Source organism: Pseudomonas sp. HP_01, assembly GCF_055284355.1.
This window is the reverse complement of sequence record NZ_JBTOPV010000026.1, coordinates 1-22154: the sequence shown is the minus strand read 5'-3', so window position 1 is coordinate 22154 and position 22154 is coordinate 1. Positions and strand designations below refer to the sequence as shown.

The 22154-nt window shown below is 58.5% G+C and carries 24 protein-coding genes and 1 tRNA gene; 13 read left to right on the top strand and 12 right to left on the bottom strand.

All coding sequences use genetic code 11. The features are described 5' to 3' along the window. Positions 1–85: 85 nt before the first annotated feature. The 5 genes from ACYAR8_RS15605 (at position 86) to ACYAR8_RS15585 (ending at position 3260) form a co-directional block, all read left to right on the top strand. The gene (locus ACYAR8_RS15605; RefSeq protein WP_074888777.1) at positions 86–304 is read left to right on the top strand and encodes a cysteine-rich CWC family protein; all 219 of its coding nucleotides are present in this window, start codon (positions 86–88) and stop codon (positions 302–304) included. Then, complete coding sequence (locus ACYAR8_RS15600; protein WP_463580369.1) at positions 294–986, top strand: pseudouridine synthase; 693 nt, start codon at positions 294–296, stop codon at positions 984–986. Before ACYAR8_RS15605 ends, ACYAR8_RS15600 begins: the two co-directional genes overlap by 11 nt. A gap of 83 nt (positions 987–1069) precedes the next feature. After that, positions 1070–1954 (top strand): alpha/beta fold hydrolase, encoded by an 885-nt coding sequence (locus ACYAR8_RS15595; RefSeq protein WP_463580368.1) that lies wholly within the window; start codon positions 1070–1072, stop codon positions 1952–1954. A gap of 185 nt (positions 1955–2139) precedes the next feature. Further along, a tRNA-Gly gene (locus ACYAR8_RS15590) sits at positions 2140–2213 on the top strand. A 237-nt stretch (positions 2214–2450) separates the two neighbouring features. Then, positions 2451–3260: an EAL domain-containing protein gene (locus ACYAR8_RS15585; protein ID WP_463580367.1), complete on the top strand. Its 810-nt coding sequence runs from the start codon at positions 2451–2453 to the stop codon at positions 3258–3260. Between the two features lie 56 nt (positions 3261–3316). Here the strand turns inward: ACYAR8_RS15585 and ACYAR8_RS15580 are convergent, their stop codons facing one another. Beyond that, positions 3317–3568: an alpha/beta fold hydrolase gene (locus ACYAR8_RS15580; protein ID WP_463580384.1), complete on the bottom strand. Its 252-nt coding sequence runs from the start codon at positions 3566–3568 to the stop codon at positions 3317–3319. A 52-nt stretch (positions 3569–3620) separates the two neighbouring features. Then, the gene (locus ACYAR8_RS15575; RefSeq protein WP_463580366.1) at positions 3621–4088 is read right to left on the bottom strand and encodes an alpha/beta hydrolase; all 468 of its coding nucleotides are present in this window, start codon (positions 4086–4088) and stop codon (positions 3621–3623) included. Positions 4089–4511: 423 nt separating this feature from the next. Here ACYAR8_RS15575 and ACYAR8_RS15570 point away from each other — a divergent pair, with 423 nt between their 5' ends. Next, positions 4512–4919: a type II toxin-antitoxin system HicB family antitoxin gene (locus tag ACYAR8_RS15570; RefSeq protein WP_463580365.1), complete on the top strand. Its 408-nt coding sequence runs from the start codon at positions 4512–4514 to the stop codon at positions 4917–4919. A gap of 101 nt (positions 4920–5020) precedes the next feature. On the opposite strand, the gene ACYAR8_RS15565 is transcribed toward ACYAR8_RS15570, so the two are convergent. Next, complete coding sequence (locus ACYAR8_RS15565; protein WP_463580364.1) at positions 5021–5494, bottom strand: hemerythrin domain-containing protein; 474 nt, start codon at positions 5492–5494, stop codon at positions 5021–5023. A gap of 260 nt (positions 5495–5754) precedes the next feature. Further along, a complete protein-coding gene (locus ACYAR8_RS15560; RefSeq protein ID WP_108122292.1) occupies positions 5755–5952 on the bottom strand; it encodes an SPOR domain-containing protein in 198 nt (65 codons plus the stop codon). Between the two features lie 215 nt (positions 5953–6167). On the opposite strand from ACYAR8_RS15560, the gene ACYAR8_RS15555 reads away from it, so the two are divergent. After that, positions 6168–7199: a DUF4917 family protein gene (locus ACYAR8_RS15555; RefSeq protein WP_074889041.1), complete on the top strand. Its 1032-nt coding sequence runs from the start codon at positions 6168–6170 to the stop codon at positions 7197–7199. Positions 7200–7202: 3 nt separating this feature from the next. Here ACYAR8_RS15555 and ACYAR8_RS15550 read toward each other — a convergent pair whose 3' ends face one another. The 3 genes from ACYAR8_RS15550 to ACYAR8_RS15540 form a co-directional block, all read right to left on the bottom strand. Further along, positions 7203–7646, bottom strand: coding sequence for a DUF2442 domain-containing protein (locus ACYAR8_RS15550; protein WP_074888757.1), 444 nt, complete (start codon positions 7644–7646; stop codon positions 7203–7205). 3 nt (positions 7647–7649) lie between these two features. Then, positions 7650–7883: a DUF4160 domain-containing protein gene (locus ACYAR8_RS15545; protein WP_463580363.1), complete on the bottom strand. Its 234-nt coding sequence runs from the start codon at positions 7881–7883 to the stop codon at positions 7650–7652. A gap of 120 nt (positions 7884–8003) precedes the next feature. Continuing rightward, positions 8004–8234: a hypothetical protein gene (locus ACYAR8_RS15540; protein WP_074888754.1), complete on the bottom strand. Its 231-nt coding sequence runs from the start codon at positions 8232–8234 to the stop codon at positions 8004–8006. A 383-nt stretch (positions 8235–8617) separates the two neighbouring features. Here ACYAR8_RS15540 and ACYAR8_RS15535 point away from each other — a divergent pair, with 383 nt between their 5' ends. Then, positions 8618–9517 carry a DMT family transporter gene (locus ACYAR8_RS15535; protein ID WP_074888751.1) on the top strand — a complete coding sequence of 300 codons (900 nt, stop codon included), beginning with the start codon at positions 8618–8620 and terminating at the stop codon, positions 9515–9517. On the opposite strand, the gene ACYAR8_RS15530 is transcribed toward ACYAR8_RS15535, so the two are convergent. After that, the gene (locus tag ACYAR8_RS15530; RefSeq protein ID WP_463580362.1) at positions 9514–10731 is read right to left on the bottom strand and encodes a class I SAM-dependent methyltransferase; all 1218 of its coding nucleotides are present in this window, start codon (positions 10729–10731) and stop codon (positions 9514–9516) included. The genes ACYAR8_RS15535 and ACYAR8_RS15530 overlap by 4 nt on opposite strands. A gap of 234 nt (positions 10732–10965) precedes the next feature. Between ACYAR8_RS15530 and ACYAR8_RS15525 the strand changes: the two genes are divergently transcribed. Next, positions 10966–11565 carry a hypothetical protein gene (locus ACYAR8_RS15525; RefSeq protein WP_074888745.1) on the top strand — a complete coding sequence of 200 codons (600 nt, stop codon included), beginning with the start codon at positions 10966–10968 and terminating at the stop codon, positions 11563–11565. Positions 11566–11605: 40 nt separating this feature from the next. Next, complete coding sequence (locus tag ACYAR8_RS15520; RefSeq protein WP_074888741.1) at positions 11606–12316, top strand: DUF4225 domain-containing protein; 711 nt, start codon at positions 11606–11608, stop codon at positions 12314–12316. A gap of 539 nt (positions 12317–12855) precedes the next feature. Here the strand turns inward: ACYAR8_RS15520 and ACYAR8_RS15515 are convergent. The 4 genes from ACYAR8_RS15515 to ACYAR8_RS15500 all read right to left on the bottom strand — a co-directional run bounded on the left by ACYAR8_RS15515 (position 12856) and on the right by ACYAR8_RS15500 (position 15795). Continuing rightward, entirely contained in the window at positions 12856–13350 is a 495-nt protein-coding gene (locus tag ACYAR8_RS15515; protein WP_074888738.1) for an Hcp family type VI secretion system effector, read from the bottom strand. A 451-nt stretch (positions 13351–13801) separates the two neighbouring features. Continuing rightward, on the bottom strand, positions 13802–14419 hold the full coding sequence (locus tag ACYAR8_RS15510; protein WP_463580361.1) for a TPM domain-containing protein: 618 nt from the start codon (positions 14417–14419) through the stop codon (positions 13802–13804). Between the two features lie 27 nt (positions 14420–14446). Continuing rightward, entirely contained in the window at positions 14447–15232 is a 786-nt protein-coding gene (locus ACYAR8_RS15505) for a TPM domain-containing protein (protein WP_463580360.1), read from the bottom strand. After that, the gene (locus tag ACYAR8_RS15500; protein ID WP_425438866.1) at positions 15232–15795 is read right to left on the bottom strand and encodes a LemA family protein; all 564 of its coding nucleotides are present in this window, start codon (positions 15793–15795) and stop codon (positions 15232–15234) included. The genes ACYAR8_RS15505 and ACYAR8_RS15500 overlap by 1 nt, the downstream gene beginning before the upstream one ends. Positions 15796–16136: 341 nt before the next feature. Between ACYAR8_RS15500 and bglX the strand changes: the two genes are divergently transcribed. The 3 genes from bglX to ACYAR8_RS15485 are packed head-to-tail and all read left to right on the top strand — an operon-like array spanning position 16137 to position 21587. Continuing rightward, positions 16137–18434 carry a beta-glucosidase BglX gene (gene bglX / locus ACYAR8_RS15495; RefSeq protein ID WP_463580359.1) on the top strand — a complete coding sequence of 766 codons (2298 nt, stop codon included), beginning with the start codon at positions 16137–16139 and terminating at the stop codon, positions 18432–18434. Between the two features lie 43 nt (positions 18435–18477). Further along, on the top strand, positions 18478–20241 hold the full coding sequence (locus ACYAR8_RS15490; RefSeq protein WP_463580358.1) for a sensor histidine kinase: 1764 nt from the start codon (positions 18478–18480) through the stop codon (positions 20239–20241). Then, positions 20235–21587: a sigma-54-dependent transcriptional regulator gene (locus tag ACYAR8_RS15485; protein WP_463580357.1), complete on the top strand. Its 1353-nt coding sequence runs from the start codon at positions 20235–20237 to the stop codon at positions 21585–21587. Before ACYAR8_RS15490 ends, ACYAR8_RS15485 begins: the two co-directional genes overlap by 7 nt. Positions 21588–22154 lie beyond the last annotated feature (567 nt).

The window sequence follows — 22154 nt, the reverse complement described above, 5'->3', positions numbered from 1 at the left end:
AACCCTGATCGCAGGCGCAACGAAGGCGCTGTTCGGCACCTGTCACTGCGTCGATCTCCAGAGACACCCAGAGGCCGTGCCTTACATGGACACTCACATCATCGACACGAGCATCTGTCCGGTTTGCGGCGCCGGTAACCGCTGCACCCTGGCTGATCCGCGCACAGTGGACCAGGCCTGCTGGTGTTTCACCGCCGAGATCGACCCGGCGGTATTGGCAGCTCTGCCCGAAGAGGTCCGTGGACAGGCGTGTCTTTGCCCGCAATGTGCAGGCGTTGAGGCGAAGCGTCGCGATGCGTCTTGACCGATTCCTCAGCAACCTGCCGCGCTTCAGCCGCAAAGATGTACGACTGGCGCTGATCGCAGGCCGCGTGGAGGTCGACGGGTTGCCGGTAAAAGACCCGCTGCATGAGGTCCGCGAATTCAGTCAGGTGCGGATCGACGACGAAGTCCTTCAGCTCGGCAAACCCGCCCGGTATTTCATGCTGCACAAGCCCCAGGGCTGCGTCAGCGCGACCGTCGATCCGCAGCACCCCACCGTCCTCGACCTGCTTGATGAACCGGACAAGGACGACCTGCACATCGCCGGCCGCCTGGATTTCAATACGTCGGGGCTGATGCTCATCACCAACGATGGCCAGTGGTCACGGCGGCTGACGCAGCCGACCACCAAACTGGCGAAGGTCTATTACGTCGAAACCGAAGACGAGGTCGGCGCGCATTACATCGAGAAATTCGCTGAAGGGTTTTATTTCGCGTTCGAGGATCTGACGACACAGCCCGCCGAGCTGACGATTCTTGCCAGTCATTGCGCCCGGTTGAGCATCGTCGAAGGGCGGTATCACCAGGTTAAAAGGATGTTCGGCCACTTCGACAACAAAGTGACCCGGCTGCACCGCGAAAGCATGGGGCCACTGATGCTCGATTCCGCGTTGGCGCCCGGACAATACAGAGCACTGAGTGCCGCTGAAATCGCGTTGATCTGAAACCTGCGTCCCATTGCCTACCTGTCACGAAACCCGTGCAACGTGTCTCTGCGCACCCCGTTTTTTCGTCAGGAGACATGGAGATGAAGCCAGAAATCGCTGTGCTGGACATACAAGGCCAGCTCCGGGTTTACACGGAGCTCTATCGCGCAGACGCCGCCGAGAAGACCATCATTCTGGTCAACGGCTCGCTCGCCACGACCACCTCCTTCGCTCAAACCGTGCGCAACCTTCACCCGCAATTCAACGTCGTGCTGTACGACCCGCCTTACGCCGGTAAATCAAAACCCCACAATGCCCATGAACGCCCCCTGACCAAAGAGCTCGAAGGCCAGCTGCTTCTGGAGCTCATCGACCATTTCAACGCTGAACTCCTGATGTCGTTCTCGTGGGGTGGCGCGGCGGCGCTGGTCGCTTTGGCGCACCGGCCCAAGCGTATTGAAAAAGCGGTGATCAGCTCGTTTTCGCCCGTCATCAGCGAGCCACTGCGCGACTACCTCGAACGCGGCCGGCAACATTTCGGCTCTTACAATCGTCACGGCGTCGGAGAGTTGCTCAACAGCACGTTGGGCAAACACCTGCCCTCGCTGTTCAAGCGCTACAACCACAAGCACGTTAGCTCCCTGGATCTGCACGAGTACACGCAGATGCACCACCACATCGATCATGTGCTGGACGCGAGCAATCATCCTCAGATGAAAGCGGCCAAGCGCATCAATGTGCCGGTGCTGTTCATGAACGGCGCATGGGACGAATACACCTCGGCTGCCGACGCCCGCCACTTCGCCCACTACATCCGCGACTGTCACTTCAGCACCATTCAGGATGCCGGGCACTTTCTGGACATGGAAAACAAGGCGGCGTGCCTGGCATCGAAAAGCGCGCTGCAGGGGTTTCTGACGCCCGCACCCGAACCCCGCCGCGTTCACTACAGAGCGGATCAGTCGCAACAGGCGTTTTCGATGTGACTGGAACGGGAAATGAAAGGGCAGCAGACGGGGAAGGAATGGGTCTGTTGCGAATTCTGATGAGTGCCAGTGGACGGCGAATCAGGGGTGAGCGAGATGGCAGTGGAACGGTGCGGCATATAACGCTTCAATTAACACGCGGTATCTGGTACAAAGTCAGCCGCGCCAAAGGCGTCGATTTAAAAGCGGGTATAGTTTAGTGGTAAAACGAAAGCTTCCCAAGCTTTAGTTGAGGGTTCGATTCCCTCTACCCGCTCCATCTCCTCCAGTGTTTCCGGGCCTTCCAGCCGCACTTCCCCTCCTAAGCAACCGCGCCTCCTTCCCCCGACCTGTCCAGGGTCAAGCCACTTCGAAACCCCTCTCACGCATCTTTTTCGTTACCACTGATCCCCTGCTGAAAATCCGCAGCACAGTTTTCGACCACGCTGCCGATACAGAGAAACCAGTCGCTCAAAATTCACACAACGACTGACGAATTCTCAAGGCAGTGACGATCATGCAACACATATCCTTGGCAACCTTCGAATCCATTGGCTGCGCCGAATGCCGAAATCTTGAAGCGCTGGGATTCGACTTCACCATGGCATTCCAGCCTATCTTCAACGTAACCACCGGGGCGCCCTTTGCTTATGAGGCGCTGGTCCGTGGCGTCAATGGCGAGTCGGCTGCATTCATTCTGGGCCAGGTCAACGACGGCAACCGCTACCGTTTCGATCAGGCGTGCCGGGTGAGGGCCATCGAGCTCGCGACGCAGTTGGGTCTTCCCGCCATTCCAGACTGCAAGCTGAGCATCAACTTTCTGCCCAAAGCGGTGTATCGGGCGGAAACCTGCATTCGCGCAACCCTTGAAGCGTCCAGGACGTTCGACTTCCCGGTGGACCGGCTCATGTTCGAGGTCACCGAAGGCGAGCGCGTCGAAGACCCGAATCATCTCAAGTCGATTTTTGAAGAGTACGCACGGCAAGGTTTTACCACCGCCATCGATGATTTCGGTTCAGGTTATTCCGGCCTCAACATGCTGGCGATGTTTCAGCCACAGGTCCTGAAAATCGACATGGCGCTCACTCGTGACATCGACCGGGACGCAGTACGTCAGGCGATTGTTGAAGGGATTGTGCTGGTTTCCAAGCGTCTGGGTATCACCGTCGTGGCCGAAGGCATCGAGACCTGCGAAGAACGCAACGCCCTGCTGAATCTGGGCGTCGATCTGATGCAGGGCTACCTGTTTGCCAAACCCATGATCGGGCGCCTGCAACCGATGCCGGTGGAACTGATAGGCGGCTCAGACGCTGTCGACGTGGCCTGATTCTCCTGGCGACATTCGACGTTGCATGGCTGCAGGTCCGTCGCCAAAGCGAGACGTCAATCCGCCGCGTGGGTCGCTGCCTGTTCGATCAACGCGGCCACTTCCTGCGGACGAGACTCATAAACCGAGTGACTGGCGCCTTTGATCTCGATGGTGTGGCTGTTGGCACGCCTGGCGTACATGCGCTCAAGGTCCGGGTTGATGATCCGGTCCGCCCCGGCCACAGCGTACCAGCTAGGCTTGGTTTTCCACGCGGGCACCCCAGCGGGCGTGGTGAATACCGACGCAGCGGTCGGCGCCTGGGAAATGGCTTCGAATTCAGCCTGAGCCTTGGGCAGGTCGGCTGCGAAGTCCGCGGGGTTAGAACGCAGGGTCGAGGGACAGGAAGCCGTCAGCGGTTTTCTTCACCGCCTTGGTGGCGTTGGGGTACAGCTTGCCGTTCTGCGCTTCGGTTTCACCCTGGTCCAGCGCGTGGGCGGCGATGTACACCAGGCCCACGACATGAGCGTCATTGCCGACGTCCGTGATGATCGCGCCGCCATAGCTGTGACCGATCAGAATGGTCGGGCCGTCCTGCTGGTCAACGATGCGCTTCACCGCCGTCACGTCATCGGTGAATGACGTCAGTGGGTGTTCAGCGATCGAGACGTTGTACCCATCCTTGCGCAGTATCTCGTAGACCGGCTTCCAGCCCGCCCCGTTCACAAAGGCGCCGTGGACCAGCACGATGTTCTTCACCGGTGCAGCCTGCGCCGCAGTGGCAACGCCCAGCGCCAGGCCCCCCGCCGTAAAAACGCTTAGCAGCAATGACGCGTGGATTCTGTTCATGGGGGTGCTTCCTCAGTGTGCATTCATGGTCGGGGCTGGAGCGGGATAGCCAAAGCCAGGCCCCGCATTTGGCTGTGAACCATTGAATGCGCTGCACGTATCTGCAATGTGTCGTTGAGGGGGAGCTTTAAATCAGCGCGTATCGGTAGGGGGGCTGGATACGCGGGTATACAAAGTCTTGCAGTGTGCTGCCTGGCCCCTTCCCGGCTAAAGCCGGTCCTACAATGGCGCGCGCCGCCAGGCCCACTGAATGCATGCAATTCAAATGTAGGACCGGCTTTAGCCGGGAAGAGGCCGGTTGCCGCGCTATCAGTTTTGCGGTGTGATGCGTGATGGCTTCGCTGCTAATGCTTGTACGCAGCGTCATGAGACAAGCTCAACTCTAACGAACGGGCTATTACTCTAGTCCGAGGAGAACACCAAGTGCTCTATCCAATCGCGATTCTTCCTGGCGATGCGCAGCACGCATGGGGTGTCGAGGTTCCAGATATTCCTGGCTGCTTCTCAGCCGGTAACGATATGGATGACGCCATGGCAATGGCTCGTGAAGCTATTGAAGGCCACCTTGAGATCCTGGCTGAAGACGGCGCAGCCATTCCCGCCGCTCAGAAGGTGACCGTGCACCAAGCCAATCCTGACTTTGAGGGCTGCATCTGGGCACTGGTGGACATAGACATCACCAAATACCTGGGGAAGGCTGAAAAACTCAACATTACCTTGCCGGCTCACCTACTCACCCGCATAGACGAACACGTGAAACATCATCCCGAAGTAAAAAGCCGCTCAGGATTTCTGGCATCCGCCGCATTGAAAGTGCTGCAGCAGGCTTGAGCGGAACCAGGATGCTGAACAAATCTCCACCCGGCCTGTAGGCACAAACAGTCACCCACAAAAAAGCCCGGAAAATCCGGGCTTTTTAATGCCATCAACGCTTACGCCGCAAGGCTCGACGACAGGGACTTCTTGTACTGAGCCTTCATCGCTTCCATCTGCGCGCCCAGCTCTTCCAGCTTCTGCTTGCCCAGCAACTTTTCAGCTTGCGGGAACATCTCTTCCTCTTCTTCCTCGATGTGGTGCTCCAGCAGTTCTTTGACCACTTTCACACGACCGGAAAACTCCGGGGTAGCAGGGTCGGTTTGCTTGAGGTCCGGCAGCACAAGGGCATCGACAGTGCGGTGCTCTTCCTTGGCTTCGTAGTACATGATGTCCTGCTCTTTGCCGCCTGCTTCTTTGAACGCCGGATAAAGAATTTCTTCTTCAATCTTCGTATGGATGGTGATTTCCATTTCCAGCTTGGCCAGCAAGTCGGTGCGTTTTTTAACACCGCGCTCGGTGGATTCGCTTAGTTGGGTCAAGATGGCTTTTACGCGTTCATGGTCGGCTTTCAATAGTTCGATGGCGTTCATGGGGATTTTCCTCTAGATCACGGTAAGCGGATCGATCTAAGTGCCGACCCTGCAGGTTCGTGATGAGCGTTGCATCGAGCGTGCCGATATCGCGAAGCATTGAAAATGCCTGACTAATCAAACAGTTGTAAAAATAAAGAAAACAAGCAATCGTGCAGACTGCATGAAACTTCGCAAACGGATATTGCAGTTCCCAAGTTGCTATCCACCCGATTGAGCTCCGGTAAAAACCAGAGCTCAAATAGCGATAAACCGCGTCATTAGTGCGCTTTGATCGCAGGTGCCAACGCCGTTCGCTCTTGATAAGCAGGCAAGGAGGCCGCGAACGCCATGGCTTCTTCTCGGGTGGAAAACGAGCCTAATCGATCGTGATGGGTGCAGACCCGCCAGGGACCGTTGTTCACGTTGATCACATCGTAGCCGTTGAAGTGCGTTTTGCTGAGCATTGCGGTATGCATGGTGATCTCCCCCTCATTCAAGAGAGTGTTGTGGGATGTCGGATAAAACCTTACACCCGCCCTTCACTCTAAAGGCATTACCGAGACCGGCGGCTCCCTTCTCAAAATGGGTGGAAGCCGGGATGCCGCGTTGACAACGCTGACCTGGGTTTCTATAAGTCCCCTCCGTTCTGGCGTCCGGTCAGTACCTGCTCACCTGAAAGCGAAGCGAGATGATGGAATTCACGGATTTTGATGCCGAACTGGCCGACTGGAACACCCTGCAAGCCGCCACTCCCTGCTCGGGATTGCTGCTGGGCAACGGCGCCAGTCTTGCAGTGTGGAAGAACTTCGCCTACGACTCGCTGTTCGAGTTGGCGCAAACCACGCGCAACAAACCCCTGAGCGCCACCGAGCTGGCGCTGTTCAAGTCCATGGAAACGGAGAATTTCGAACCTGTACTCAGCGGCTTGAAAGTCGCCATGCGGGTCAATGCGGCGCTGACCATTGGTTCGTCATCACCACGTAACCGGTATTTCGCGATCAAGGAAGCCCTGATTCACGGCATCCGCTCGGCGCATATTCCGTGGCGGCTGATGGAAGCGGCGACCGTCGCCAGGATCAGCGACGCCCTGAGCCAGTACCAGACGGTTTATTCCACCAATTACGATCTGTTGGCGTACTGGGCAGCCATGCATGGCGCGCAGCCGTTCGATGATCTGTTCGACGACGATGCGATATTCAACCTGCACCGCACCGACAGCCACGCCACCCGTATTTTGTACCTGCACGGGGGCATGCACCTGGTGAAGAACTTCGATGGCTCGGCACGCAAGCTAATGTCCTCGGAAAGCACCCTGCTGGGCAGTTTCGCGATCAATGCGCTGGAGGATGTGCCGCTGTTCGTCTGCGAAGGGCGCAGCGACGACAAAATGAAGATCATCCGCGGCTCGGACTATCTGTCGTTTTGCCACGGCCAGCTGGCGCAGCATCAGGGCGCGCTGTGCGTCTTCGGCCACTCGCTGGGCAAGCAGGATCGACACATCCTCAACGCCATTCTCCAGGCCCGTCCCACGCGCATCGCCATCTCGGTGCTGCCGCGCAGTGACGCCTTCATCCAGCACCAGAAACGCCGCTACAGCGAACTGTTTGAAGGGCAGAACATCGAGCTGACATTCTTCAACGCCACCACCCACCCGCTGGGCGATCCGCAGCTTGCGGTGCCGGTGGCGCGACTGAAGGAAGCGTTGGAGTTGAAGAAGAGCTGAGGTTTAACGCGGTGAGTGCTCATATTCCCAACCCCGACAGGCCAATGCCACGTGCTTGGGGATAAGTGCAGCGCCGCTGCTATAAGCAGTAATGGTTCGACGCGTAAAGCCCAGCTCGATGGCCGCAGCCGAGAGCGAAAGATTGTTCTTGGCCATCCACTGTTTGAAGTCGCGCGTCGGCATGACTTCGCCGGCCTGCTCCAGCGCGAGCCGGTGAAGCGTCGACGCAGACAGCTCGATATCATTCCCCCACGAGACGTCGAACCCCCAATCACCCACAGCCACCTGACTGAACAGCGTTTCATCCTTCAGCGGCACCAGCGCTTCAAATTGGTCGATGTAGGCCGACAAATCAACGGTATGACGCTTGCCGTTGTTCCAGTCGAGGATCAACGAGCGGCTGTTCGCGACAGGTTGCGCAGCGACGATGCGTAATTTGCTGGTCATGTCTCAAGTCCTCCGATTCTGCTCATACCAGATACGCCACAAGTCCCCGGTATGATTCCTGGCCCACTGCAGCGCTTCTTTCAGCGCCTTCCCCTCCGCGCCCCTGCCTAAGACCCTTAAACCGTCAATCTGCACGAGTGACTCCCCGTCAGGCGCCTGGACATGGAAATGGGGTGGGGCATGGTCGTCCGGATAGATTTTGATCTTCCAGTTGCGATTGTTATGTACGGTAGCCATGGCGGGATACTAGAGAAATTTTTTCCCCAGCACAAACTCTGCTGACAAAAACAAAAACCGGACCCTGCAGGTCCGGTCTTGCAATCTCCCACCGCTTCCAATCTTCCCAGCCACTGCCCTTTACTCGTTACCTTCCGACAATGCCCCCACCAACACGGCCCCACCCTGGTTGTGTTTATTGACGCTGGTGGCGACCGATTCGGTGGTCAGGCGCATGCTGCCGAGGGCGGCGAGTCGGTCGCTGCTCGTCGTGTGCACGACGCTGCCCGACCATTGGGCGGCCACCGTCGCCAGCCATGCGAAAAGGAATACCACGACACCCTGCAACGCCCATTTTCCGATAACCGACACGATGATTCTCCTGGCTGAATTCGACGGCACCCATTTGACCTTCCAACTGTTGCAGGATCGTTGCATTCAAGTTCTGCACCAACATTTAGAACGATTCAGCCCGCAGCCACAAAACCCTCGAAAACGGCATTTCCACCCTCGCCTCCCGTACGCGATTCCCGGCTAAAGCCGGTCCTGCAATGAGGACACCCGCCAGTCCCGATCAATGCACGCAATCCAGATGTGGGACCGGCTTCAGCCGGGAAGAGGCCGGTTTGAGCGCCGCAGAATTAACATGCGAAGTGTACGGACGATTCCGCGCCCATCTGTAAAGGGCCGCCGCCCCGGTTCTGTGGCTGAATACCCGTGCGTTTCGCACCAACAAGAACAAGGCACGCCCCACTATGTCCTCTCGTGAAAACACCGGAATGGTCCTCGGACTGATCGGCGTGGTGATCTTCAGTCTGACGCTGCCCATGACCCGCATCGTGGTGCAGGAAATCCATCCCTTGCTCAACGGGCTGGGCCGCGCCTTGTTTGCGGCGGTGCCGGCGGCAGCATTGCTGCTGTGGCGCAGGGAAAAATGGCCGACCCGCGCGCAGTTCAAGGCGCTGATGGTGGTCGCACTGGGTGTGATCGTTGGTTTCCCGGTGCTGTCGGCATGGGCGATGAAAACCCTGCCCGCCTCCCATGGCGCACTGGTCAATGGCCTGCAACCGTTGCTGGTCGCCATCTATGCCGCCTGGCTATCCCACGAACGGCCGTCGAAAGCCTTCTGGGCCTGCGCGGCCATGGGCAGCGTTCTAGTGCTGGGTTACGCGCTGATCAGCGGCGCCGGCAATCTTCAGGCCGGTGATGTGCTGATGGTCGCCGCAGTGGCGATCGGCGGGCTGGGTTATGCCGAAGGTGGGCGTCTGGCGAAAGAAATGGGGGGCTGGCAGGTGATCTGCTGGGCGCTGGTGATTTCAATTCCGGTGTTGATCGTGCCCGTCAGTTATCTGGCGTGGCAGCACCAGGGCCCGATTTCCCCCGGCACCTGGTGGGCCTTCGGCTACGTGTCGCTGTTCTCGCAATTCATCGGATTCTTCGCCTGGTACGCCGGGCTGGCCATGGGCGGCATCGCGCGGGTCAGCCAGATTCAGCTGGTGCAGCTGTTCTTCACTATGGCCTTCTCGGCGCTGTTTTTCGGCGAGCACATTGATCCGACGACCTGGATCTTCGCCGCCGGTGTCGTGGTCGTGCTGGCCATCGGGCGTAAAACAGCTGTGATTGCACCCAAACCCGTTGCCGCCGTTCGCGTTTAGCCGAGCAAGCCGTCCGCCTGGAGCAAGCGCTCCAGGCACTGCTCCTGAATGCCGTAGAACACTTTCAGCTCCTGAACGTTCGCCAGCAATTCAGCAGGATCCGCCGGGGTAGCCCGCTTGACCGCCAAGATCATCTTGTTCTTGTTGGTGTGCTCCAGCGAGATGAACTCGAAGACTTTGGTTTCATACCCGCACGCTTCCAGCAGCAACGCGCGCAAGGCATCGGTAACCATCTCGGCCTGCTGGCCCATGTGCAAACCGTATTGCAGCATCGGCTTGAGCAGGGTCGGGCTCTGGATCTGCAGGCGGATCTGTTTGTGGCAGCACGGCGAGCACATGATGATCGAGGCGCCCGAGCGGATGCCGGTGTGAATCGCGTAGTCCGTGGCAATGTCGCAGGCGTGCAAGGCGATCATGACGTCCAGTTCGCTGGGCGCCACCGAACGCACGTCACCGCACTTGAACACCAGCCCCGGATGCTCCAGCCGCGCGGCGGCGTTGTTGCACAGGGTGACCATGTCCTCACGCAACTCGACGCCGGTGACATTGCCTTCGGCCTGCAAGGTGTTGCGCAGGTAATCGTGAATGGCGAAGGTCAGATAGCCCTTTCCCGAACCGAAATCCGCGACCGTCACCGGTGTGTCCAGCTTGATCGGCGACGTCGCCAGCGCGTGGGAGAACACCTCGATGAACTTGTTGATCTGCTTCCACTTGCGCGACATCGCCGGGATCAGCTCGTGCTGCTTGTTGGTCACGCCCAGGTCGGTGAGGAACGGCCGGCTCAGTTCCAGATAACGCTTTTTCTCGCGGTCATGCTCGGCGGTGGGGGCTTCGCGTTCTTGCTGGGCCTTGTTACGGAACAGCGTGCTCTTGCCCTTCTTGCTGAATTCCAGCTGCACTTCATCGGTGAGCGACAGCAGATGAGCGTTCTTGAAGGACTCGGGCAGCAGGCTGGCGATCAGCGTCTGCGCCTCGGCCAGTGGGTGATTCTTGGTGATGTCGCGGGTCTTGTAGCGATAGACGAAGGACAGGCACGGCTGATCCTTGACCGTCACGGGCTTGATGATGACCCGCTGCAACTCCGCTTCACTTCCGACGTACTTGGCCAGCACCAGTTTGATCAGCGAATTTTGCGTCAGGCAGGTGTCGAGCAGACTCAGAAACTGAGCGCGGTGATCCTGCGCAGGAAGGGTGGCGGGTGCGGTAACGGACATCGGAAAGCGCCTCGGGAGCGGAAATGCGAGGCGCTATTTTAGGCGGGTCGTAAGGAGTAGGTGCAATTAAATGACGCGGAGCGTCTGAGGAGGCATCCCCACGCGGAGCGCGGGAACGATCATCACTCAGTCGGACACCTACGGGGGCACCGTAGAAAAAAACCATAAAAGTTGCGGTATCGCCTCCAGGGAGTTACGGTTTGACCGCAGAAAAAAGCATAGGGACTTGCGGTTGTGACGACAAACAAAGCACCCACCCTTCGCGAACTGAACCGTCAGTACTCGCCAGACCGTAATACTCTTATCGAGGACAACGCTGTCATCACTAAACGTCGCTACGTCCGTACAGGCCGCAGCAGCGACCTCGTTAACACGCTGAGAGGCGAAGTATCTGCTGTGGCTACCATACACACCGTGGAGGGACGTGATGACGCCGAGTTCGTCAAGGTGTTTGCTGCCGGAGTACAGGCCATGTACGGGCTGACAAAGACCGGCGTGCGGGTCTTTCAAGCGATTTTAGATGAGTACCAGAACACCAGCATGACGGGCGGCTTCGCTGACTTGGTGTACCTCTACTGGTTTGGTAATGGATTGAACGGCCGCGTTTTGGACATGGGGGAGCGTACGTTCCACACCGGTTTCAAGGCGCTGCTGCTAAACCGCTTTTTGGCCCCTCGCTCGGCCAACCTGTACTGGGTGAATTCCGCACTATTCTCCAAGGGCGACCGGGTCAAGCTAATCACTGAGTACCGGAAAAAGGGAGTGCTGCTCGAAGCAGCACGCGATCCCAAAACGCTTAATTGGGTGAATGGCGGAGCTTACTTAAGGAATTGATAAGTACCATGAACGACTTTACAGCTAGGCGAAATAACTAATGAAACCAAAAAACAAAAGTTGCAAGCCTGGTAGCAGCGATTACTTGATGGTCAGTGCTGCGGCCGGAGAACTTGGGAACCAAGCATGTATCTTAGGTGTTCGATACATCAAAAACGGCACACTACGCTTACAATTCAACCACGAAATATCTTATTACACTAAAAGCATTTTAAATGACGTTTCGCAAGGAAAAAAAAGCCCTTCAGATGGTTTAAAAGAGATAAAGGATGAGCAAAAAAGTCTGCTTAGTCAGTCACTAGAGGTTGCTCAGAAAGGTATTGGTGTAATCGCCGGGGCATTTCAAATCGCAGCAGGAGCTGGAATCTGCTACGGCTCAGTAGGTACGCTGTGCCTATTCGTAGGTGCTCCCCTGATGGCACATGGTTCTAATAATATCTATGAGAACGGACGCAACCTCTTGGAAAATCGTTCCGACACTCAAGGCCCTGTTAGAAAAGCTTATCAGGGCCTACTAGGCGACACACTCGAAGGGGATATGGCCTATGGTGCTGTTGACTTAGGACTTTCTGCATATGGCGTCAGCAGAATGGTATTAAAGCCAGACACTTGGCGTCTGTTTAGGTATATAAATACAGATTATATGAGAGCTTATAAGACAATGGGTACTAGGGCACTTGTATTTGAAGGCATCAGTGATAGCGTGACAGGTAGATCTATGTACCTGGAGTACAAGTCCAATGGGAAATAATATTTATGTTTCAATCTCATACCTATTATTATCTTTGATAGTGCTTTCCTCCTTATATATTTTATCGCGATATTTTTCGGGAAAAAATTTTAAATGGAAATGGTTTATTATATTTTTATCTCTAACTATCTTTTTTGGATCATTTCACATGAGTACCGTAGAATATGGGTACGACATTATTTTTCCTGACTTAAAACCTATACTTCAAGGCAATGATACGGTTGGTTGGATTGCACTTGTAAGTATGTTTCTCCACACATGTTGCATTCCTACCCAGTATGAACCCATACGCTGGTTTTCACGAAAATAGCTTGAGCACTTTAACCTCTCACGGATGGCGCACATAACTTGGGAAAAAGCGTACGTTAAGGAACGTGAAACGGAGGAAAGCCTCTACACAGTCAAGTCGGCTTACTGGTACCACGCCAGACTAGGGTTTTCTAACCCCCGAGGCTCCATCTCTATGGCCTTGACCTGACAAGTCGGATTCTTAGCGTACGCTTTTTTCAGTTTTCTATATTGATCCCTAATCCGTTTCCTTACGCAAATGGCTTGTTAGCAGTCCTGTCCCAACCACCAGACACGATACCGGCACTACCACCATCAGCACGACGCTGTTGTGAATATTCAAATTTGATTCGACCGTAATTTAGGGTGACCACTTCTACAGGGAAACCAGATTGGTCGGTCCCCTGCCCGCTTACTAATGAAATCAGCACCTCTTCAAGCACGATGTCCAGATACTTGAATTTTTCAGTTCCTGCACGATGGATTCGAATAGTCACATTTTTGATATGGGAACCTCTACAGCAAAGCTCAAATAGCTTTGGGGTGGCTCTATCCAGATATTTGCTGATCTGGAAATCGCCAAGGGAAACCCCTCCAGCAGAAGCTCCACCACTGGAGCTGGCAGTCTGACTTATGGATTGCATGGCGTTGTAGTGGTAGGAAAGCAATTCAATCCAACCTTTGTGCCCATCATCAAGAGACTCGCCCTCAACACCATCAACCTTCATAAACGCATCAAAAGACATAAAAGCTCCCTGTTTTTCAAAAACAAAAAAATTAAAAAATTAACCACATGTTAATACCCTGCAGAATCATCCAATTGCCGTCCTTGCCCCACCCGAAAGCCCCATTTTTGGCGGTGTTCGCTTTGATGTCTAGTTGTGCACAAAACCCTATTGCTGCTTGGGCCACACTGGGTGAGCTGAATTTTGCCCCCTCGGGCTTCCAGAAAAACAACATTGGCCCGCAGATCCGCGATTTCGTTTGGCGTAGGCACCAGAAGCATCGGCAAACCCACGACAGTGGCCAGCAGCGTTCAGCCCATGGCTGCGCAGATCGTAGTCCATTTCCAGTTGAGTGAGCCAGACGCTTGGTGCGGGAACGATCATTTCCTGACACCACGCGGTCGCACAGCGATACCCTTCTGTGGGAGCCGTATGGGCCGCCAAGATCTGCGCCGCAGCGATCAAGTACGACTCAGTCTAAAACCACCAACCGGTTCGGCAACTCGTTGCGCGCCTGGGTCACCGGCACTTGCTCGCTCAGCACGTCGCCGCACGAACGAATGCACCCGACAAACCCCTCCAGAATCCTGCCTTCCCTCACCTGCTTGGTGAACGTCTCGACCATCGCGCGCCAGACTTCGTTGTCCACACGCCGGGCGATGCCGTCGTCGACGATGATCTCGACATAGCGCTCGGCTTCGCTGACAAAAATCAGCACGCCGGTGCCATTGGCGGTGGCGTGCAGGTTCTGTTCGAGAAACTGCCGACGGGCGAGATTGCCCGCCCGCCAGTGCCGCACGCGGACAGGCACCAGCCGCGTGGTGATGCCGGGCAGCCGGCACACCAGCGCCACGACGATGAACGTAACAACCTGCGCCAGCAGCAAATGATTGGCATTGAACCAGCCCGTCAGCAGGCTGATCAGCCCCGGCACGAGCAGCGCGATAACCCCGGCCCAGATCAGCGGCACATAGGTGTAGTCGTCGGCACTGGTCGCCAGCACCGTCACCAGCTCCGCGTCGGTCTGACGCTCGACGGTCTCGATGGCGTGGGCCACTTGTTGCTGTTCGTCTTTGTTGAGCAATGTCATGCAAGCAAACCCTTCCTGAGCGAACAACTACCAGCCACCGGAGGCACCGCCCCCGCCAAATCCACCACCGCCGCCGCGCATACCGCCGGAGCCGGAGCCCGACCCTCCTGACCCGAAGCCGCCTGAGCCGCCAGAACCGAAACCGCCAAATCCACCGCCGCCACCGGAGCCGATGGACCTGCCCCGTCCGGAACGTGCGCTGATGTAACTGATGACCACGAACAGCACCAGAAACAGCAGGGTCACTTTCCAGTCGACGCCTTCGTCCTCGCTCGCCGCTGCGCTGCCGGTCGCGCCGACCGCGGGCTCGGCAAGAGGATCGCCGCCGAGCACCTGCACCATCGCTTCGGCGCCTTTGCTGATACCGCCGACGAAATCACCCTTCCGGAACGCCGGGGTGATGATCTGATTGATGATCACCGATGACTGCGCATCCGTCAGTCGATCTTCCAGCCCGTAACCGACTTCGATGCGCACCTTGCGCTCGTCCCGGGCGACCACCAACAGGGCGCCGTTGTCCTTGCCCTTCTGCCCGATGCCCCAGTGACGACCGAGCTGATAGCCGTAGTCTTCAATGGTCGAGCCCTGAAGGTCTGGCAACGTGACCACCACCACTTGCTCGGTGGTCAGTTCTTCATGGGCGCGCAGCATCTGTTCGAGATGCTCTTTGCTCGGGCCGTCGATCATCCCGGCGGTGTCGACGACGCGCCCGGTCAGCGGCGGAAACGTGAGGTCGGCTTGAGCCCACTGGGCAAACACACCCACCGACATCGTCAGTAACGCGACCAGCACTCCCCGGCGCGCGCGTCCCATCAGAACTTCACTTGCGGCGCTTTGTCAGCGTCAGCGGCAGTGGCTTCGAAGTTCGGACGCACCGGCAGATCGCTGTACATCACCGTATGCCACAGACGGCCCGGGAAGGTGCGGATCTCGGTGTTGTAACGCTCGACCGACGTGATGAAGTCGCGACGCGCCACCGCAATGCGGTTCTCGGTGCCTTCAAGCTGGGACTGCAGTGCGAGGAAGTTCTGGTTGGATTTCAGGTCCGGATAGCGTTCCGAGACCACCATCAAACGGCTCAATGCGCCGGTCAGCTGACCCTGTGCATCCTGGAACTGCTTGAGCTTGGCCGGATCGTTCAGGGTGCTGGCGTCCACCTGAATCGACGTCGCCTTGGCCCGCGCCTCAATAACGGCGGTCAGGGTGTCCTGCTCTTGCTTGGCGTAGCCCTTCACTGTTTCCACCAGATTGGGGATCAGGTCGGCGCGGCGTTGATACTGGTTCTGCACCTGCGCCCAAGCGGCCTTGACCTGCTCGTCGTAGGTCGGAATGTTGTTGATCCCGCAGCCGGACAACAGTGTTGTCAGCAGCATCATCAACACCAGTGACAATTTGTAACGACTGCCCCGGCTGTGGTCATAACGCTCTGTTTGCATGGCGTGCGTGCTCCCTGTACTCATCAATAATTAGTCCTGTCAGTCATGACTTTAGCCAAACTGGACGATCCCCGGCATAATCCTGCCCCATCGCGTTGTCAGGGCTCTGGATTGCAGGGCCACAATCAGATAAAACTCGTTGCGCTACTGATGCTCATATGAGGCAGGAGTTCAGCAACGTTGCCGTCCTGACGACAATAAAAACCAAAGGTTCGACACCTATAACAATGGCTGACCGGTATTACGCGCGAGTTGCCGGCAACGCCTTGAGAAAACCATTCATGAATAAGCTGTGTTTACTGAGTCTCGTCATCGGCCTGGTCAGTCAGTCCGCCTGGGCCGAAAGCGCCACCAACGGCGTCGGCACCGCTTCCACGCTGCCAGCCAAGAATGCATTCATCACCAACCTGATGAAGCAAATGACCCTCGACGAGAAGATCGGTCAACTGCGCCTGATCAGCATCGGTCCGGAGATGCCCAAGCCGGAAATTCTCAAGGAAATCACCGCAGGCCGCATCGGCGGCACGTTCAACTCCGTCGTGTTGCCGGACAACCGCGCCATGCAGGACGCTGCCGGGCACAGCCGCAACAAGATCCCGATGTTCTTCGCCTTCGATGTCGTCCACGGCCAGCGCACGGTATTCCCGATCAGCCTGGGTCTCGCGTCGACCTGGGACATGAACGCCATCACCCGCACCGGTCGCGTTTCGGCGATCGAAGCGGCGGCCGACGGCGTGGACATGACCTTCGCGCCGATGGTCGACATTACCCGCGACGCACGCTGGGGCCGCAGCTCCGAAGGCTTCGGCGAAGACACGTATCTGGTGTCGCGCATCTCCGCCACCATGACCCGCGCGTTCCAGGGCACCAGCATGCAGGCGCCCAACAGCATCATGGCGGTGGTCAAACACTTCGCGCTGTATGGCGCGGTCGAGGGCGGTCGCGATTACAACACCGTCGACATGAGCCCGGTGCGCATGCAGCAGGACTACCTGCCGCCGTACCGCGCGTCGATTGACGCTGGCGCCGGCGGCGTGATGATCGCGCTCAATTCCATCAACGGCGTGCCTTCCACCGCCAACGCCTGGCTGCTGCAGGACGTGCTGCGCAGGGATTGGGGCTTCAAAGGCGTGACGGTCAGCGACCACGGCGCGATCAAGGAATTGATCGACCACGGCGTGGCCAAGGACTTCCGCGAGGCCGCCAAGCTGGCGATCAAAGCCGGCGTCGACCTGAGCATGAACGACAAAGCCTACGGCGAAGAGCTTCCGGGGCTGGTGAAGAGCGGCGAAGTGTCGGAGAAAGAAGTCGACAATGCCGTGCGTGAGGTGCTTGGCGCGAAGTGGGAAATGGGCCTGTTCGCCAACCCGTACCTGCGTATCGGCGCGGCAGTGGATGACCCGGCCGACCGTAACGCCGAAAATCGTTTGCACCGCGCTGAAGCCCGCGATGTCGCGCGCAAGAGCGTCGTACTGCTGAAGAACCAGAACGACACCCTGCCGCTGAAGAAGCAAGGCACCATCGCTGTGATCGGTCCGTTGGCCAAAAGCTCGATGGACATGATGGGCAGCTGGTCGGCGGCCGGTCTGGCGCGTCAGACCGTCAATGCCTACGACGGTATCGCAGCGGCGGTCGGCGACAAGGCCAAGCTGGTCTACGCGCTGGGCTCCAACGTCACCGACAACCAGCACGCCATTACCTACCTGAACAAGATGGACGACCAGATCGCCATCGACCCGCGTCCCGAGCAGGAGATGATCGACGAAGCCGTCAAGGCCGCTCAGCAGGCGGACGTGGTGGTCGCGGTGGTCGGTGAGTCGCGCAACATGTCCCACGAAGCGGCGAGCCGCGTGGACCTGGTGATCCCGGGCCGTCAACGTGAGCTGATCCGCGCGCTCAAAGCCACCGGCAAACCGTTGGTGCTGGTGCTGATGAACGGCCGGCCACTGGCGCTGGGTGAAGAAAACGAGCTGGCCGACGCCATGGTGGAAAGCTGGTTCCTCGGCACCGAGGGCGGCAATGCCCTGGCTGACGTGCTGTTCGGCGACTACAACCCATCGGGCAAACTGCCGATGACCTTCCCGCGCTCCGTGGGTCAGGTGCCGGCCTACTACAACCACCTGAACACCGGTCGCCCGTACCGCCCGAACGATTCGAACTACACCTCGAACTACTTCGAAGAGCCGACCAGCCCGCTGTTCCCGTTCGGTTATGGCCTGAGCTACACGCAGTTCAGCGTCTCGGACATCACCCTGTCGATCAACAAGATGACCCGCAAGGACAAGCTGACCGCCAGCGTCATGGTCAAGAACACCGGCAAGGTCGCCGGGGAAACCGTGGTCCAGCTTTACCTGCGCGACGTCGCCGCCTCGATCAGCCGCCCGGTCAAAGAGCTGAAGAACTTCCAGAAGATTATGCTGAACCCTGGCGAAGAGAAATCCGTGAGCTTCACCCTGACCGAAGAAGACCTGAAGTTCTTCAACCCGTCGCTGAAGTACGCAGCCGAGGCTGGGGAGTTCAAGCTGATGATCGGACTGGATTCGGAGAACGTGAAAGAGACGACGTTCAATTTGCTGTAAGGCAGGAATTCGGGGCGAATGCGCCAGCCACTGAAAGGAGGTCATGCCCATGCCCCGTTCCGTCCGCCTTGTGCTCTACGTGTTGCTGATCCTCGCCGGTGCCGTCATTGCGGCGACACTGGCGATGCATCAAGCTCAGCGGCATGCCCTGGAAGAAGACGCTGAACGTTCCAGGGATCGACTGGCGCTGTATGCCAACACGCTGCAAACCCTGATCGAGCGCTACCGGGCACTGCCGGCTGTTCTGGCCCTCGATCCGCAACTGCGGGGGGCGCTGAGCGGGCCGGTCAGCGCTGACACCACCCAGGCGCTCAATCTCAAACTGGAGCAGATCAACGGCGCTGCCCGGTCCTCCACCCTCGAACTGCTCGACCGCAACGGCCTTGCCGTCGGCGCCAGCAACTGGCGTCTGCCGAGCAGCTACGTGGGCCACAATTACGGCTTCCGTCCCTACTTCACGCAAACCCGCGCCACCGGCGTCGGGCGCTTTTATGCCGTCGGCGTGACCAGCGGCATCCCGGGTTACTTCCTGTCGAACGCGGTGCGCGACGAGGCTGGGCAGTTCATCGGGGCCATGGTGGTCAAGCTGGAGTTTCCGGACCTGGAACACACTTGGGCGCAAAACGATGACCTGCTGCTGGTCAGTGACGCCAAGGGCATCGTCTTCATCGCCAATCAGCCGGGCTGGCGCTACCGGGCCCTGCGGCCTCTCACAGAGCAAGACCGCGCCGAACTGGCCAGCACGCGTCAGTACGACAAGCAGCCGCTGGCGCTCTTGCATCAGGAGCCGGTGCGTACGTTCGGCGAGAACAGCCAGCTCAGCCGCGTCGACGCCCCGACCGAGCAGGCCGATTTCTTGTGGCAGTCGATGCCGCTGCCAAGCGAGGGCTGGACCCTGCACCTGCTGCGTAAACCTCAGCCTGCCAGTGAAGACGAGCGCAATGCCGGTCTTGCGGCGGCAGGCATCTGGCTGACACTGGTGTTCCTCGGGCTGTTTCTGTATCAGCGCTGGCGACTTGGCCGGGTGCGCCAGCGCAGTCGCGAAGAGCTCGAGCGGTTGGTCGACGAACGCACGCGGGACCTGCACACCGCCCAGGACGGTCTGGTGCAGTCGACCAAACTGGCGGCGCTCGGCCAGATGTCCGCCGCCCTCGCCCACGAAATCAACCAGCCGCTGACGGCGCAACGCATGCAACTCGCGACCCTGCGCCTGTTGCTGGAGCATGGCCGTGTCGACGATGCGTACAAGGCGTTGAGCTTGCTGGATCAGCAACTGACACGCATGGCTGCGCTCACCGGCCACCTGAAAACTTTCGCCCGCAAAAGCCCCAGCGGCCTGCGCGAACGCCTCGATCTCGCCACCGTGGTCGATCAGGCGCTGCTGTTACTGGACGCGCGGATTCGCGAAGAGCGCGTCAGCTGCGTGCTCGACCTGACGCGTCCGGCCTGGGTGCGCGGCGACGCGATTCGGCTGGAACAGGTGCTGATCAACCTGATGCGCAACGCCCTGGACGCGATGGGCGACAAACCGCTCAAGCGCCTGGAGATCCGCATCGACGCGCAAAGCGAGCACTGGTGCGTTTCGGTGATCGACAGTGGCGGCGGAATTGCCGAAGAGCATCTGGCCAATGTATTCGATCCGTTTTTCACCACAAAACCGGTGGGCGATGGACTGGGCCTGGGACTTGCGGTTTCGTTTGCCATCGTCCATGAACTGGGCGGCCGGCTCAGCGCCGAAAACATTAACAACGGCGCGCGGTTTTTCTTCTGTCTTACCAAGGCCCCGGAGGCCGACACCCCATGCTGAACTCGGTAATCGTGGTGGACGACGAGGCCCCCATTCGGGAAGCGGTGGAGCAATGGCTCTCGCTGTCCGGGTTCGAGGTCCGCCTGTTCAGCCGTGCCGAGGAATGCCTGGCGCATCTGCCGGAGCACTTCCCCGGCGTGATCCTCAGCGATGTGCGCATGCCTGGCATGGATGGCTTGCAGTTGCTGGCCGAGTTGCAGCGGCGAGATCGCGATTTGCCGGTGATCTTGCTGACCGGGCACGGTGACGTGCCGATGGCCGTGGACGCCATGCGCGATGGCGTCTATGACTTTCTGGAGAAGCCGTTTACCCCTGAAACCCTGCTCGGCAGTCTGCGGCGGGCATTGGAGAAACGTGCCCTGGTGCTGGAAAACCGCGCGCTGCATGAGCAGGCGGACAACCGCTCGCGCCTGGATGCAACGCTGCTGGGCATGTCGCCGACGATGCAGACATTGCGGCGGCAGGTCTTGGACCTCTCGCAATTGCCGGTCAATGTGCTGATTCGCGGCGAGACCGGCAGCGGCAAGGAAATGGTCGCGCGTTGCCTGCATGACTTCGGTCCGCGGGCAGACAAGCCGTTCGTTGCGGTCAACTGCGCGGCGATCCCGGAGCAGTTGTTCGAAGCCGAGCTGTTCGGCCACGAAAGCGGCGCGTTTACCGGCGCTCAAGGCAAGCGAATCGGCAAACTGGAATATGCCCACGGCGGCACGGTGTTCCTCGACGAGATCGAGAGCATGCCCCTGGCGCAGCAGGTCAAGCTGCTGCGGGTGATTCAGGAGCGGCGGATCGAGCGACTGGGTTCGAACCAGAGCATCGACATTGATGTGCGCATCATTGCCGCGACCAAGCCCGATCTGCTGGACGAAGCCAGGGCCGGGCGTTTCCGCGAGGATCTGGCGTATCGGCTGAACATCGCCGAGTTGCGCCTGCCACCGCTGCGTGAACGGCGGGAAGACATCCCCATGCTGTTCAGCCACTTCGCGCGCAATGCGGCAGAGCGCCTCGGCCGCAGCGTGCCGACGTTGAGCGGTGAACAACTCAGTCATCTGCTCAGCCACGACTGGCCGGGGAACGTGCGCGAGCTGGCGAATACGGCCGAGCGCCAGGTGCTGGGGCTGGGGCTGGACGGTCCCGCTGCGCAAGGGACCCCGATAGGGCAATCGTTGGTGGCGCAGCAAGAAGCATTCGAAGCCCACTGCATTCGCTCGGCACTGAGACGGCACCGGGGCGACATCAAGGCAGTCATGACCGAACTGCAACTCCCCCGCCGCACACTTAACGAAAAGATGCAGCGGCACGGGCTGGTGCGCGAGGATTTTCTGGCTGAAGTCAGTCCTACAGGATGATCGAAGTGCGTCAGTAGGATCGGCTTTAGCCGGGAAAAGACCGGCGTCTGCCACCAGATCTCACTGTTCACCGCCGATCAGTGTAGGAGCGCGCTTGCCCGCGAAGAGGCCGGTACATCCGACGCATAACGGTCGTACGTGCCTACGCCTTCGCGGGCAAGCGCGCTCCTACAGATCTGCAGTACGCCAATTGCCCTGCGGTGTAACAACCGACGCATTCCCGGCTAAAGCCGGTACCACTAAAGTATGCGGTGATTCCGTGGGACCGGTTCCATTCAGCCGGGAAAAGACCAGCGTCTACCACCAGATCTCACTGCTCGCCGCCGATCAGTGTAGGAGCGCGCTTGCCCGCGAAGAGGCCAGTACATCCGACGCATAAGGGTCGTACGTGCCTACGCATTCGCGGGCAAGCGCGCATCTGCAGTACGTCAATTGCCCTGCGGTGTAACAACCGATGCATTCCCGGCTAAAGCCGGTCCCACTAAAGTACGCGGTGATTCCGTGGGACCGGTTCCATTCAGCCGGGAAAAGACCAGCGTCTGCCACCAGATCTCACTGTTCGCCGCC